General features: G+C 71.3%; 16 protein-coding genes and 1 riboswitch. Of the genes, 13 read left to right on the top strand and 3 right to left on the bottom strand.

All coding sequences use genetic code 11. The features are described 5' to 3' along the window. A partial coding sequence (locus tag ACYQ1K_RS22555; RefSeq protein WP_459985572.1) for a hypothetical protein occupies positions 1-426 on the bottom strand: 426 nt, incomplete at its 3' end. 368 nt (positions 427-794) lie between these two features. On the opposite strand from ACYQ1K_RS22555, the gene ACYQ1K_RS22550 reads away from it, so the two are divergent. The 4 genes from ACYQ1K_RS22550 (at position 795) to ACYQ1K_RS22535 (ending at position 2,287) form a co-directional block, all read left to right on the top strand. Beyond that, complete coding sequence (locus ACYQ1K_RS22550; RefSeq protein WP_459985569.1) at positions 795-1,175, top strand: hypothetical protein; 381 nt, start codon at positions 795-797, stop codon at positions 1,173-1,175. 86 nt (positions 1,176-1,261) lie between these two features. Beyond that, positions 1,262-1,675, top strand: coding sequence for a phage holin family protein (locus ACYQ1K_RS22545; RefSeq protein WP_459985568.1), 414 nt, complete (start codon positions 1,262-1,264; stop codon positions 1,673-1,675). 13 nt (positions 1,676-1,688) lie between these two features. Beyond that, positions 1,689-1,994 carry a DUF3618 domain-containing protein gene (locus ACYQ1K_RS22540; RefSeq protein ID WP_459985567.1) on the top strand — a complete coding sequence of 102 codons (306 nt, stop codon included), beginning with the start codon at positions 1,689-1,691 and terminating at the stop codon, positions 1,992-1,994. Further along, positions 1,991-2,287, top strand: a complete 297-nt coding sequence (locus ACYQ1K_RS22535) for a DUF4235 domain-containing protein (protein WP_459985566.1) — start codon at positions 1,991-1,993, stop codon at positions 2,285-2,287. The genes ACYQ1K_RS22540 and ACYQ1K_RS22535 overlap by 4 nt, the downstream gene beginning before the upstream one ends. 14 nt (positions 2,288-2,301) lie before the next feature. Here the strand turns inward: ACYQ1K_RS22535 and ACYQ1K_RS22530 are convergent, their stop codons facing one another. Both ACYQ1K_RS22530 and ACYQ1K_RS22525 read right to left on the bottom strand, forming a co-directional pair. Continuing rightward, complete coding sequence (locus ACYQ1K_RS22530; protein ID WP_459985565.1) at positions 2,302-4,299, bottom strand: hypothetical protein; 1,998 nt, start codon at positions 4,297-4,299, stop codon at positions 2,302-2,304. 57 nt (positions 4,300-4,356) lie between these two features. After that, entirely contained in the window at positions 4,357-5,226 is an 870-nt protein-coding gene (locus ACYQ1K_RS22525) for an oxygenase MpaB family protein (protein WP_459985564.1), read from the bottom strand. Between the two features lie 80 nt (positions 5,227-5,306). Here ACYQ1K_RS22525 and ACYQ1K_RS22520 point away from each other — a divergent pair, with 80 nt between their 5' ends. From ACYQ1K_RS22520 to atzF, 9 genes are all read left to right on the top strand, one after another. After that, entirely contained in the window at positions 5,307-5,747 is a 441-nt protein-coding gene (locus tag ACYQ1K_RS22520; RefSeq protein WP_459985563.1) for an MmcQ/YjbR family DNA-binding protein, read from the top strand. After that, positions 5,744-6,505, top strand: a complete 762-nt coding sequence (locus tag ACYQ1K_RS22515) for an isocitrate lyase/PEP mutase family protein (RefSeq protein ID WP_459985562.1) — start codon at positions 5,744-5,746, stop codon at positions 6,503-6,505. Before ACYQ1K_RS22520 ends, ACYQ1K_RS22515 begins: the two co-directional genes overlap by 4 nt. A 77-nt stretch (positions 6,506-6,582) precedes the next feature. Next, positions 6,583-6,846, top strand: coding sequence for an SHOCT domain-containing protein (locus ACYQ1K_RS22510; RefSeq protein ID WP_459985561.1), 264 nt, complete (start codon positions 6,583-6,585; stop codon positions 6,844-6,846). Continuing rightward, entirely contained in the window at positions 6,843-7,301 is a 459-nt protein-coding gene (locus tag ACYQ1K_RS22505) for a DUF6325 family protein (protein ID WP_459985560.1), read from the top strand. The genes ACYQ1K_RS22510 and ACYQ1K_RS22505 overlap by 4 nt, the downstream gene beginning before the upstream one ends. Positions 7,302-7,366: 65 nt before the next feature. Then, a riboswitch (guanidine-I (ykkC/yxkD leader) is annotated at positions 7,367-7,475 on the top strand. 49 nt (positions 7,476-7,524) lie between these two features. Continuing rightward, the gene (locus ACYQ1K_RS22500; RefSeq protein WP_459985559.1) at positions 7,525-9,057 is read left to right on the top strand and encodes an APC family permease; all 1,533 of its coding nucleotides are present in this window, start codon (positions 7,525-7,527) and stop codon (positions 9,055-9,057) included. Then, on the top strand, positions 9,054-9,758 hold the full coding sequence (locus tag ACYQ1K_RS22495) for a DUF1989 domain-containing protein (protein ID WP_459985557.1): 705 nt from the start codon (positions 9,054-9,056) through the stop codon (positions 9,756-9,758). The genes ACYQ1K_RS22500 and ACYQ1K_RS22495 overlap by 4 nt, the downstream gene beginning before the upstream one ends. Continuing rightward, positions 9,755-10,381: a DUF1989 domain-containing protein gene (locus tag ACYQ1K_RS22490; RefSeq protein ID WP_459985556.1), complete on the top strand. Its 627-nt coding sequence runs from the start codon at positions 9,755-9,757 to the stop codon at positions 10,379-10,381. The genes ACYQ1K_RS22495 and ACYQ1K_RS22490 overlap by 4 nt, the downstream gene beginning before the upstream one ends. Next, positions 10,381-12,381: a 5-oxoprolinase/urea amidolyase family protein gene (locus ACYQ1K_RS22485; RefSeq protein ID WP_459985555.1), complete on the top strand. Its 2,001-nt coding sequence runs from the start codon at positions 10,381-10,383 to the stop codon at positions 12,379-12,381. The genes ACYQ1K_RS22490 and ACYQ1K_RS22485 overlap by 1 nt, the downstream gene beginning before the upstream one ends. Further along, positions 12,378-13,976, top strand: a complete 1,599-nt coding sequence (gene atzF, locus ACYQ1K_RS22480) for an allophanate hydrolase (RefSeq protein WP_459985554.1) — start codon at positions 12,378-12,380, stop codon at positions 13,974-13,976. The genes ACYQ1K_RS22485 and atzF overlap by 4 nt, the downstream gene beginning before the upstream one ends. The last annotated feature ends 17 nt before the right edge of the window (positions 13,977-13,993 follow it).

The raw sequence follows: 13,993 nt of genomic DNA, 5'->3' as shown, positions 1-13,993 counted from the left end.
GGCGGCGGGATGGCGGGAGTCGGGGGAGTTGAAGGCGCAGTAGTCGACCGCGACTTGGATCTTGCGGACCTGTTCGCGGGCCTCGCGGCGTTGCGCGGCGGTGAAGGCCTCCAACAACTCCCCACTGGAGTCCCACGACCCACCGTCCTGCGGTGGCGGGCCTTCGTCATCGGGCGGGGGTGGACACTCATCCTCGAGCGGCGGCACATCCTCGTCACGCGGGAGAGGCCAGTCCTCCTCGGCCGGCAGAGGGGAACGGTCCTCAGCGGCCTCATCGGCCTCAGCGCCCGCAGCGGCCTCAGCGCCCGCAGCGGCCTCGGCGTCGTCGGCGGCCTTGTCATGGTCGGGTACGCGATCCGGGTCCTGGGCGCGGTCGGCATCGCGGTCGCCGTCTGGCGGCGGAGCAAGCGGTTCCGAGATCGACATGAAACCAGCCAATCAGACGCCACCGACAATCTGTTGTGCCGCCTGATCGCCTGTGGAACAAGCCGCCGATGGTCATCTCCGACAGCGCGAGCGGCCGGCAGAAACGTCTCGAGAGCCTAGCGTCGAGGGCCGACAATCGGCCCTTCCGGGCTTTCCGGCACGCCGTGGGCATCTGCGTCCGCTCGGCGTACGCGACGGGACGCTGTGGGCATCTGCGTCCGCTCGGCGTACGCGACGGCACGCTGTGGGCATCTGCGTCCGCTCGGCGTACGCGACGGCACGCCGTGGGCATCTGCGCCCGCTCGGCGTCGGCAACGCGCCCGACAGATGACGCCGCGTCACAGCGTAGGGTGTGCGACGGTGTCTGCGTGTCCTTCGACATCTTCTTCCAGCGCTTCCACGACGGGAGCGCCGTGCCGGGCGGCGGAGACATCATGCGCCGGATGCTCGAGCCGTTCGTGACGAGGGAGGACCGGGAGCGGTCCTTCGCGTTCGTGGAGTTCGGCGATGGCTCAGCCGACGTCTACCTCCGCGATGACGACATGATGGTGACCCATGTCGTCGGCGTGCAGCCGTGGCAGCTGCTCGTGGAGGGCGCGCGGGCCGCGGGCTGGGTGATCATGCCGTCGGACGGGCCTACCTGTCTCACCGACGACGCCCAACGGGCTCACCTGCCAGACGACCTGGCGCGCGACGTGGTGCTGGTGACGAGCGGCGAGGAGCTGCTGCGCGTCGTACGCGGATCTTGAAAGGCAGTCAGCACGCATTCCCACGCCGCTGATGGGCACCGACTGAGCATCCATGCTCACAGCGTGAGCCGACCCAGGAGGTGGGGATGACTCAGTCCTACGGCACGCCCGGCACCGGCGACCAGTCGGCCGGTGAGCTGGTGTCGCGTCTTTCGAAGGACATCTCCGTGCTGATCCGCGACGAGCTGCGCCTCGCGCAGGCCGAGATGTCAGGCAAGGCCAAGCGCGCCGGCATCGGGGCGGGGATGTTCGGCGTCGCAGGGATGCTCGCGTTCTACGGCGTGGGCGTCCTGATCGCCGCGGCGGTGATCGCCCTCGCGCTCGCGGTGGAGCCGTGGCTCTCCGCTGTGATCATCGGGGTCGTCCTGCTGGCGGTCGCCGGCATCGTCGCGCTGGTGGGCAAGAAGCGCGTGAGCGACGCGGCCCCCATGGTGCCGACGCAGGCCCTCGACAACGTCAAGCAGGACGTGGACGCCGTGCGCCACGCCCGCGAGAACTGACCGAGGAGATCTCATGAGCGACAACGGGACCAACGGCATGCCCCCGGGCACCGAGCAGCTGCAGGCGGAGATCGAACGCACCCGGGAGGACCTCGCCGAGACCGTCGACGAGCTCGCCGCCAAGCTCGACGTGAAGGCGCGCGCCCACGACAAGATCGACCAGGCCAAGCACCAGGCGGCCGACCAGCTGCACCGGCTCGGGAACGCGGCGACCGACGCGAGCGGCAGGCCACGGCGGCCGTTGTACGGCGTCGCGTCCGGTGTGCTCGTCGCGATGATGGTGGTCGTCGTGATCCAGTGGCGGCGGGGCAACCGATGAGGGCGGAGAAGCAGCCGAGCAAGTCGGCCAAGATCCTCTACCGCCCGTGGGGACTGGTGGCGAGCCTGGTCGGCGGGCTCATCGCCGGCCAGATCTTCCAGCAGGTGTGGAAGCGGGTCGACCCTGACAGCTCCGACGACCCGCCGAAGCCGCTGCAGTCGGAGTATCGGCTCCCCAAGATCCTCGTCGCCGCGCTCGTGCAGGGCGCGATCTTCTCGGTCGTGCGGGCGCTCATCAACCGTGGCGGCGCCCGACTGTTCGAGCGATGGACGGGGGAGTGGCCGGGCGACTGACCCAGCCACCGGCCTCAGCGGATCCTCAGCGGGACCCGCCACGTCCTGCCGGTCGCGTGGAACGTGATCGTCCGGCGCCCGGCTTCCCGCGGCATCCGGACCCCCAGATACCAGGTCCGCGAGCCGTACGCCGTGCCCGCGGCGTGCATCGGCACGACGCGACCGGCCCCGACGAGCCGGGGACGCCGAGCGGACACGATCTCCACGGTGTGGACGGAGCCGAGGTCGACGACCCACGAGCCGCGGGCATACCGAGCGCCCAGCACACAGATGCGGCACACGTGCACATGTGCCATCGTGACCGCTGAGTTGCCGGCCAGGTCGCGGCCGACACCGGTCACGGTTCGGTTGACCCCGCGGCCCGAGCGGTGGACCTCGCAGCCGGCCGGATGAGCGTCCTGAACGTGACAGCCCAGCAGCGGCAGCCTGAGGAGGTACGTCGTCCCGTCGCGAACGCTCAGCTCGGCCCGAGGTGGGAGCGTGTCGACATCGATGCCCGTGACCGACGTGGTGGCGGTCAGCCCGTTCTCGTCCGTGACCGTGCCGGCCGCCTGCTGGGCGGTCCCGTCGGGCAGCGTCACCGACGCCGGGCAGAGAACGATGGGGGCGGTGCCAGGGGTGCACGTGAAGGACACGGTTGCGGGGCCGGCGTACCAGCCGTTGCGGCCCTTGCGTCCACTGACCGCCGCCACGATCGACGGCGGTCGGGGGACGGCAAATGCGGCAGACGTGCGGGTGCCGACACCCGCTGCCGTGGCCGAGACGGTGAGGGTCGCGCCGACGTCGTCGATGGTCAGGGAGTACGACGTCGCGCCGGTCGTGCCCAGGATCGGCTCACCGTCGCGGAGCCACTGCCACGTCGGCGCGGTCGACCAGTAGCCGACGTCGACCGACACCGTGTCCCCCGGCACGGCGACGGTCGGGCCGCTGATGACCGGGTCGGCGGCGTAGCCCTTCAGTGTCAGGACCTTCGGGTGCAGTCCCGACGTCGTGACCTTCGTGCCGTCGGCGCTGGCGCTCAGATTCTGGGACTCGGCGCCGACGAAGGAGTCGATGGTCGCGACCTTCGGGTGCGAGCTGGTCTCGAGGTCGTAGACCTGCACGTGCTCGTAGTCCGACGCCGTCATGCCATAGGCGACGCCCCGAACGCCGTCGACCGCAAACACCGTGGCGCCGCAGCCGCTGGTGCAGTCGCCCACCGTCCCGTCCGGCGTCAGGGTGCCGTCGCTCACGTCGTACACGCGGCCTGTGCCGCCATCCGGATGCCACATCACCACGCGACTCCCGTCGGCGGAGGCCGCGCCCCGGAGGGCGTCGTCCGCGACGGTGTCGGTGACGGTCAGGTAGGCGGAGGAGTCAGGGTCCGCATTCATCACCGAGAGGCCGTTGCCGAGGAGGAAGAGGTGACTGCCGCCGGCCAGGAGGACGTCTGCGTCCGCCGACACCGTCTGACCGGTGGGTTGGAGATATGAGGCCCCGTCAGACGGGTCGTCGTCGACGACCGTGAGCGACGACGAGCCCCTGCCGCCGAGGAGGTACGCGCGGTGGCCGACGACCGCAGCATCCACCGTGTCGGGCCAGTCGGCCAGCGGCGTCGGCTGGCCGACTTCGAAGACCTCCGTCCCGACGGTCATCCCGGCGACCCACACGGTGTCGTCGCCGTCGGGGAGCAGGTGCGTGGTGGGGCTGGTCGTTGCGGGGAGCGGCCAGTCCTGCACGTACTCCCCGGTGAGCATGTCGAAGGCCGTCAGGAAGCGCTCGGCGGACGTGCCGGCCCCGGACGTGGTGGCGATCGCCGTCAGATAGAGGTAGTGCGACCCGAAGGCCGCGTTCATGAACGCCACCGGCGTGGGCGTCCCGTCGATGTCGATCGTGTGCATGCCGAGCTCCAGCGGCGGATCCGTCACGGCATCGGCGTTCGCGGGCGTCGCACCCAGCAGCGGCACGGTCAGCAACGGCACGGCCAGCAGCGTCGCAACGATGCTGCTCAGGACCCGCGCGATCCGTCGCATCTCTTTACCTCCCCTCCAGCGGGAGGCTAGCCGCGAGCCAGCGGCGCCGCAGGCGTTTCAGTCGGGCGAGGAGGATCGGGGCGGCGTTGCCATGGCCCAGCGGATCGTCCCGGTCGCCAGCGATCCGAGCGCGCGCACGACGGTCCGCTCGGTGACCGGCAGCGACGGGAGCCGCAGCGGCCGGCGCGACCAGCGAGGCATCAGGCCGATGGCGGCGGCGACGAGGACGCCGTACGGCAGACGCGCGGCCGTGGGCAGCGGCGGCCTCCACAGCAGGTAGCCGACCGCCTCGCGGGCTTCGGGGGTGGCGTGGAGCTCGGGACGGTACGACGCCAGGAGGGCCTGCAGCTCGGCCTCGGTCGTCGGGGGGTCGACGACGCCCAGTCGACGGGCGACCTCGGCGGTCTGAGCGACGTACTCATCGCGCTCGGCCGCGTCCAGCGGGTGGGCGCCGTACGTCTGGTGCGCCACCAGGAAGCTGTCGATCTCCGCGGCATGAACCCAGGCGAGCAGGTGTGGGTCGGTGGCCGTGTACGGCGTGCCGTCCGGCATGGTCCCGTTGACGTGCTCATGGATGCGCCGCACGAGCGCGACGGCTGCCTCGGCGTCCTCGGCGTGCCCGAAGGTCGTCACGGCGATGAAACGGCTGGTCCGCGCCAGGCGGCCCCACATGTCGCCGCGGTAGCCGCTGTGCTCCGAGACGCCCCGCATCGCCGCCGGGTGCAGGGACTGCAGCAGCAGCGCTCGCATGCCGCCGATGAACATCGACGCGTCGCCGTGCACCCGCGTGATGGGGCTGCCGGCCACGAACCACCGCGGCCCCGGCCGGTCGTGGATCCGCTGGCGATGCTCATCGCCGTCGGGGCCGGCCACCCGCTCGAAGATCGCGGCTCCCACGCTGGTCCGCACGTGCTCGAGGAGCGCCATGTCGCGAGCGTACGTCGCGATCTCCCCCCACCCACGCCGCACTGTTTGCGTGGCGAGGAGAAAGCACAGAGGATCGGCGCGTGGCGACGAAGCGGCCCCGGCGTGCGCGTCTCGAGGACGTCCACGAGCTGGCGCAGTCGATGCCGCATGTGACGATCTACCCCGGCACGCAGGGCAGGCCGGTCTACCAGGTGGGCGGGAAGTCGTTCGTCTTCTTCCGCAACCCCCGCCCGGATGCGGTCGACCCGGAGACGGGGGAGCGATACGACGACGTCATCGTCTTCTGGGTCGCCGACGAGGGGGACAAGCTCGCCATGGTGCAGGACGCGTCGTCGCCGTTCTTCACCACGCCGCACTTCGATGGCCACCCGTCGGTGCTGCTGCGGGGGAGCAGGGTCGGCGAGATCACGTACGACGAGCTCGCCGAGGTCGTGCAGGAGGCCTGGCTCTCGCGCGCCTCGCAACGCCGGCGCGAGCGTTGGCTGCGAGATCAGGGCGCGACTGACATGCTGCCGTCATGACCGACGTGAACCAGAACGCAAGCGAGCTCCTCCGACTGCACCACACCGGCGAGACCCTCGTGCTCCCGACCGTCTGGGACGCGTGGTCGGCACGGACCGTGGTCGCGGCCGGCTTCCCGGCGCTGAGCGTCGGCAGCCACCCGCTGGCGGACTCGCGGGGCCAGGAGGACAACGAGGGGATGACCCTCGACGACGCCCTGGACGGGATCCGGCGGATCACGGCCGCGGTCGATGTGCCGGTGACCGCCGACGTGGAGTCCGGCTATGACACCCCCGCGGCCGAGCTGGTCGAGCGGGTCCTCGAGGCCGGCGCGGTCGGCATCAACGTCGAGGACACCGTGCACAGCCAGGGCCGGCTGCGCGACGTGCAGGAGCACGCCGACTACATCGGCGAGATCCGCCGTGCGGCCGACGCCGCGGGCGTCGAGCTCGTCATCAACGCCCGCACGGACGCGTTCCTCGGCAAGCACGCGACCTTCGACGACCCGGTCGCCGAGGCGGTACGCCGCCTCCGCGCCTGCGAGGAGGCCGGTGCGCGGTGCGTCTACCCCGTGCGGGTGCCCGACAACGCCACGCTGCGGGTCATCCTCGCCGAGCTGTCCGGACCGGTGAACGTCACCGCCCACCCCGTCGAGGGGTCGCTCTCGGGCTCGTTCGAGGAGCTGAAGGATGCCGGAGTCCAGCGTGTCACGTTCGGACCGCTGCTGATGATGGCGCTCACGCCGAAGCTGACTGAGCTGGTGACGCCCTGGCGGTGAGGTCCAAGACCACCGGATTCTCGTGATCTGCCGCCTCCGCCCCGCTCGTAGCCTCCCCGGAGTCAAGGAGGTCGACGATGATCCTGGTGCCCAGGCAGCTGCAGCGAGCGGGGATGACGGGGCAGGTGCCGTACTACGGCGGCCGGCTGACACCGGCGCACATCTACTCCCTCGAGCATCCGAACGAGCCTCTTCCTCCGTCGCTCGCCCTCCCCACGATGAGCCGGACCCCGGCGCCGCCGAAGGAACCGAAGATCGTGCGGCAGCTGCGGAAGATGCGCGACAAGGGCGTCATCACCGATGAGGAGTTCGCAGCGATCTCGGCGCGGGTCCGGCCATGAGCGCCGGGCCGGTGCAGGTGCTCGTGCTCGGCTTCGAGAAGCCGCGCTTCGACGGGTCGGTGCTCGCCGAGCTGGCGCGGCTGGGGGAGGCCGGCGTCGTGCGGCTCGTCGACCTGCTCGTCGTGCGACGCACCGACGACGGCTCGCTGGAGACGGTCGAGGAGCTGCTCGAGGACCTGCTCGACGGACTCGGCCAGCTGACTGCTGACCTCCTTGGCGGAGCCGGCGACAGCGACCGCGCCGGCGACAGCGCGGGCACGAACTGGTCGCTGGCAGACATCGTGCCGGAGAGCGGCGTGGCCGTCGTGGCGCTCATCGAGCACCTCTGGGCCGGACCGCTGACGGCGCTGCTGAAATCGGCTGGAGGGAGTCTGCTCGAGGAGACGTGGCTCTCGGCGGAGGACCGTGCGCTGCTCGAGTCGCTGGAGTCGCGTCGGGTCGACGGGTTCACCTAGTCGTTACATGCGGCGACGCTCGACGAAACCCGACGTCGCTGTGATGGTCCCGACCCGTCCAGGAGGCGGGGCGCTCCTAGGGTTCCGCTGCCGCGTGCAGGTCTGGTCCGAGAGGGGCAGGCGAGGCGACGAAGGCGACGTCACGCTCCACGGCGGGACAAAAGCCCGGGAGGCCGACAGGCCCGGGTCGCCGTGCGCTCGGGCCGCCCCATTGGGAGGCTCGATGTCCGGACGCCACGACAACGCCAGCGCCGCTGACCTGTCCACCTTCGGCTACACCCCTCAGCTCACCCGCCGCGTCGGTCCCTATGCGTCCTTCGCGGCCGGCTTCTCGTTCGTCTCGATCATGACGACCGTGTTCCAGCTCTTCGGACTCGGCTACGCCTTCGGCGGCACCGCGTTCTTCTGGACATGGCCCGTCGTCTTCGCCGGTCAGCTGCTCGTGGCGCTCTGCTTCGCCGAGCTCGCGGCGCGCTACCCCATCTCCGGCGCGATCTTCCAATGGTCGCGTCGGCTCGGCGGGGCGACCACCGGCTGGTTCGCCGGCTGGACGATGGTCATCGCCCAGATCATCACTCTCGCCGCCGCAGCGGTCGCCCTCCAGGTCGTGCTTCCCACGGTGTGGAACGGCTTCCAACTCGTCGGCTCCGAGACCGCGGTGAGCAGCAAGGACGGCGCCGCGAACGCCGTCGTCCTCGGCGTGATCCTGCTGGCCATCACGACCTTGATCAACGCCCTGTCGGTGCGCATCACGGCGGTCGTCACCAGCATCGGCGTCACCTGTGAGCTGATCGGCATCGTCCTGCTCGTCATCCTCCTTCTCCAGCACCACGAGCGGGGACCGTCGGTGGTCCTCCACCACACCGGGCTCAACGGCTCGACCGGCTACGCGATCCCGCTGCTGGTCTCCTCCCTGATGGCGGCGTACGTCCTCGTCGGCTTCGACAGTGCGGGCGAGCTCGCCGAGGAGACGCACAGCCCGCGCGCCACGACGCCGCGCACGATCATCCGCGCCGTGGTGCTCTCCGGCGTCGGCGGCGCCTTCGTCATCGTGGCGGCCCTGATGGCGGCGCCCAGCCTCACCGACGGCAAGCTCGGCCTGCTCGGACTGCCCTACGTCCTGACCACCCAGCTGGGCACCTTCTGGGGCAAGCTCCTGCTCATCGACGTCGCCTTCGCCGTCAGCGTGTGCACGCTGGCGATCCAGACCGCGGCCGCTCGGATGATCTTCTCGATGGCGCGCGACCACGTGCTGCCGGGCTCGAGCCAGCTGGCGCGGGTCTCACCGCGCTACGGCACCCCGCTGCTGGCCACCGTGATTCCCGGCATCGGCGCGGCGCTGTTCCTCGTCGTCAACATCGGCAACGCGAGCCTGTTCCTGGCCCTCTCCAGCGTCTGCATCATGCTGCTCTACGTCGCCTACCTGATGGTGACCGTCCCGCTCCTCAACGCCCGCCTCCGCGGCAGCTTCCCGATGCCGGGCCTCGACGAGAACGGCAAGCCGCTCTTCAGCCTGGGCCGAGCGGGCATGGCGATCAACGCGATCGCGGTCGTCTACCAGCTGGTGATGTGCATCAACCTGGGTCTTCCTCGAGCGGAGGTGTACGACCCCGCGGGGGCGGGTTGGGCTGTGCACTACCTGCCGATCGTCGTCCTGGTGCTCACCTACGGGATCGGCTACTTCGCCTACCGCAGCCAGCGCGCGCACTACCGGCGGGCTTGCGGCTTCGGCCTCGTGGAGGGAGAGCCGGCATGAGCCTCTACACGCACACGATCACCGGAGGCGCCGCCTGGTCCGCCCCGATGCGAGCGGGCCGGCTCGTCACCCTGACCGCGCTCGGCGACCGCGCCAGCTGCAGCATGCTGCTCGTCAGCGCCGACCACGTCGACCGGCTCAACATCCCCGACACGCTCAAGGCGCAGATGTCCGCGCGGATCGCCGTGCCGATGGTGCTCATGTCGGATCGTGGCCTCGCCCTCGCGTCAGTGGTCGCCTCGAGTCTCGACTGGCACGACTGCCTGGGGGGCTTCGGTGCCGACGTCCACCTCAGCCGCTTCGGGCCCACCTCCTACGGCCTCGACCGGAACGGGTGGCGCCGCAGCGCGCGGACCGGCCTCCTCAGCGAGCTGACCAAGCACGGCCTGGACGAGCGGGACCTCCACGCCCCGGTCAACCTCTTCAGCAAGGTCGCCATCAACGACGACGAGCGGGCCTCGATGGCGTATGTGCCCGGGCACGCGGTCGCGGGGGACAGCGTCACCCTCCGTATCGAGCACGACCTGCTGATGGTGCTCTCGGCCGCGCCCCATCCCATGGACCTGGGGGACTACTCCCCGGCCGACGTGCAGGTGAGCGTCGACGTGGCCGACGAGGTGGATCCGGCGACTGATCCCTCGTGGCTCTGGCGGGACGAGAGCGCGCGGGCCCTGGAGATGAGCAGGCGGGTGGTGGCATGACGCTCACCGAGATCGCCTCCACCACCGCGCTCGACCTCGAGGTCTCGGCGGGCGACGGCGCATTGGTCCGCGTGCCGTCCGGCGGCCGTCTGCGGATCGTCGACCTCCACGGCAACCAGGCTGCCGACACCCTCCTCTACGACGCGGCCGACGTCCGCAACTCCTACTCCGCCTTCGACACCATTCGGGAGCAGGGAGCCGTCTTCCTGACGACCGGCTCGCGGCTGCTGTCGACGCGCCTGGACGAGCTCGCGGTCATCACCGAGGACACCGTCGGCCGCCACGACACCATCGGCGGCGCCTGCGCGCAGGAGTCCAACGTCATCCGGTATGGCGAGCACACCCGTCACCAGCACGCGTGCCGGCAGACGTTCCTCGCCTATGGTGCCGCGGCGGGAATCGGCCCGCGCGAGCTCGCCCCCAACATCAACTTCTTCATGAACGTGCCGGTCTCTGCCGACGGCGACCTGCACTTCGACGACGGTCTGTCAGCTCCGGGGAAGTATGTCGAGCTCACGGCCTCGCGCGACCTCCTGGTGCTGCTGTCGAACTGCCCGCAGCTGAACAACCCCTGCAACGGCTGGGATCCGACGCCCGTCCGGCTGCTCGGGTGGTGGTCGTGATGGCGAAGGTCGTCGTCGTCGACCCCGGCATCCAGACGACGGTCCAGGATGCCGAGGGTCGGCGGGGCTACTGGTCGGTCGGCGTGCCGCCCTCGGGGGCGTTCGACGAGCTGACCTTCACGCTCGTCAACACTGCCGTCGGCAACTCCCACCTCGAGGCCGGGCTGGAATGCGTCGTCCGGGGTCCGGTGCTCCGCTTCGACGCCGACCGGCTGGTGTGCCTCGGTGGCGGAGCCCACGAGGCCTCCGTTGACGGCCATCCGGTGCCGGTGGGGGAGGTACGGCGTGTCCGGGCCGGCCAGACGCTCGACGTCGGCCCGATCGCGGGAGCCGGCATGCGTGGCTACGTCGCCCTCCGGGGCGGCATCGACGTGCCGCGTGTCCTGGGCAGCCGGGCCACCTTCATCCTCGGCGGGTTCGGGGGCCTGGAGGGTCGTCCGCTGCAGGAGGGGGACGTGCTCCCTCTCGGGGACGAGCAGAACTGCCTCGCCCCCGTCGAGGTGGCCGACGTGCTGCCGGCGCTCGGCCACGAGTGGAGTCTGCGCGTGATCCCGGGCCCGCACGGCGCGCCCGACTACCTCACCGACGACGGCGTCGAGGAGCTCTTCACGGCCCAGTGGCGCGTCGATCATCGTGCCGACAGGACCGGGATCCGGCTCGTCGGCCCGACGCCGCGCTGGTCGCGCCCCGACGGCGGCGAAGCCGGTCTGCATCCCTCCAACCTGCACGACTCGGCCTATCCCGTGGGCGGCATCATGCTCTCGGGCGACACGCCCGTCATCGTCGGGAAGGACGGCCCGTCGCTGGGCGGCTTCGTCGTCCCAGCCGTCGTCATCGGGGCCGACCGGTGGATCCTCGGACAGCTGCGTCCCGGCGACGCGGTCCAGTTGGTGCCGGTGAGCCCGGCCGAGGCCGAGGAGGCGATCGCCGTGCGGCGCGACGCCCTCGACGCGCTGCGGCCGTGCTTCGGTGCGGCTGTTCCGGCACGCCGTAGGCGCCCGGACATCGGCGACCGAACGGCGCCCTCCGAGCGTCCGCTGCCGCTCGCCGAGGCTCGGGCGAGCGGCACCGGACCGGCGTACACGATCAGGCGGTCGGGGGACCGGCACCTGCTCGTGGAGGCAGGGGTCGCCGAGCTCGACCTGACCGTCCGGGTCTGGATCCACCTCTTGGCCGAGGCGCTGCGGACATCGGCGCCGGTCGGCGTCACCGAGGTCGTCGAGGGGGTCCGCTCGCTGCTGGTGGCGGTCGACGACGACCGGCTCGCCCTGACCGACCTGGCCGACCATCTCGCGGCGCTCGCGGCGGACCTCGACGACCCCGCGACCGTCGTCCTCCCGGTGCGTGAGGTCACGCTTCCCATCGCCTTCGACCACCCGGAGGCGCACGAGGCGATGCGTCGGTATGCGACGTCCGTGCGGCCGGACGCCCCGTGGTGCCCGGACAACGTGGAGTTCATCCGGCGGGTCAACGACCTCGACGAGCGTGACGAGGTCTTTGACGTCGTCCAGCGGGCGACCTACCTCGTCGTCGGGCTCGGCGACGTCTATCTCGGCGCTCCGGTCGCCGTGCCGATCGACCCCCGGGACCGGCTCGTCACCACGAAGTACAACCCCGCGCGCACATGGACGCCTCAGAACGCCGTCGGCATCGGCGGAATCTATCTCTGCGTCTACGGCATGGAGGGGCCGGGCGGCTACCAGCTGGTCGGACGCACCGTGCCGGTGTGGCGACTGCTCACCGACCAGCCGGACCGCGACCCGCAGCCGTGGCTGCTGCGGCAGTTCGACCGGATCCGCTTCGAGCCCGTCTCCGCCGACGAGCTCGCCCGACGGCGGGCCGAGATCAAGGCGGGCCGCCAGGACCTCGTCACGCGGCCGGCGACCTTCTCGGTCGCCGAGGTCCGCGCCATCGAGGAGGAGGCGGCTGACGAGATCAGGACGGTGCGGAGCCGTCGTCGCACGGCCTTCGACGCCGAGCGAGAGAGGTGGGTGTCATGACCGACCAGCCGACCTACATCACGCGCTGGGGGCTCGAGGAGGCCGCCGCCTTCGTGACAGGCGACGGTGGATTGTCGGGGCTCACCTTCGCGATCAAGGACAACATCGACCTCGTCGGCGTGCCGTCCACGGCCGGCGACCCGCGGCGCACGACGCCCGCGGCGACCTCGGCCGTGGCGGTGCAGCGTCTGCTCGAGGCGGGCGCGGCGCCGGTGGGGAAGACGAACCTCGACCAGTACGCCACCGGCCTCGTCGGCACCCGGTCGCCGTACGGCGCCTGCCACTCCGTCTTCTCACCCGACCACGTGAGCGGCGGGTCGAGCTCCGGCAGCGCCGTCGCCGTCGCCTCGGGTGAGGTGGACTTCGCCCTCGGCACGGACACGGCCGGCAGCGGGCGGGTGCCCGCGGCCTTCAACGGCGTCGTCGGCCTGAAGCCGTCGCGGGGGCTCGTGTCCACGACGGGCGTGGTGCCTGCCTGCCGCTCCCTGGACTGTGTGAGCGTCTTCAGTCGCACGGTCGGGCTGGCCGCGCGGGTCTTCGAGGCGATGGCGGCGTACGACGTGTCGGACCCGTTCAGCAGGGAGCTGACCCAGCGGCCGCTGCCTGCCGCACCCGTCGTGGCCGTGCCGCGCGGGGACCTCGGCCTCGACCCCGTGCACGAGCAGGCGTGGGAGGCGACGAAGGCCGACGCAGCGCGGCGCTTCCGCACCGTCGAGGTCGATGTCGCGCCGTTCCTGGAGGCGGCACGGCTGCTCTATGAAGGCCCGTGGGTCGCCGAGCGTCAGCTGGCCTTCGGCGAGGTGCTCGACGATCACCCGGCCGTCGACCCCACGGTGCGCGCCATCGTGACAGGTGGGGGCGGCACCGCCGTCGATGCCTTCCGTGGCTTCCACCGCCTCGCCGAGCTCGACCGGCAGACCAGAGAGGTGTGGGCCGCCGCCGACACCTTGTTGCTGCCGGTGACGCCGACCCACCCGACGCTGGCCGAGGTCGCGGCGGATCCGATCGGCGCCAACAGCGAGCTCGGGAGGTTCACGAACATGACGAACCTGCTCGACCTGTGCGCCGTCGCGATCCCCGGTGCTGTGCGTGGGGACGGGCTGCCGTTCGGCGTGCAGCTGCTGGCCCCGGCCGGAGGTGACCGGCTCGTGCTGGGCGTCGCCGCTCAGTGGCGGGAGGAGGACCTGGCGCCCGTCGAGGGCGAGTGGACGACCATCGCGGTGGCGGGCGCCCATCTCCAAGGCCAGCCGCTCAACCACGATCTGGTCGCTCGCGGTGGCGTCCTGCTCGAGACGACGACCACGGCGGCGGACTACCGGATGTTCGTCGTCGACGGCCCTCTGGCTCGTCCAGGAGTCACGCGGGTGCCCGGAGCCGCGGCGGGCCCGGGTCTGGAGGTGGAGCTGTGGGCCCTGCCGGACGAGGCGGTGGGCGGACTCCTCGGGACGATCGCGGCGCCGCTCGGGCTCGGTCCCCTTCAGCTCGCCGACGGCCGAGTGGTGACCGGCTTCATCTGCAGCGCCGACGGCGCCGATCCTGTCCGCGACATCACCGAGCACGGCGGGTGGCGCGCCTGGCTGAGGTCTCAGGCGTGAGCCGTCGTCTCTCCGGA

It is taken from the genome of Nocardioides sp. AN3 (genome assembly GCF_054653495.1).
The sequence above is the reverse complement of the archived record's forward strand: the minus strand, read 5'-3'. Positions and strand labels throughout refer to the sequence as shown.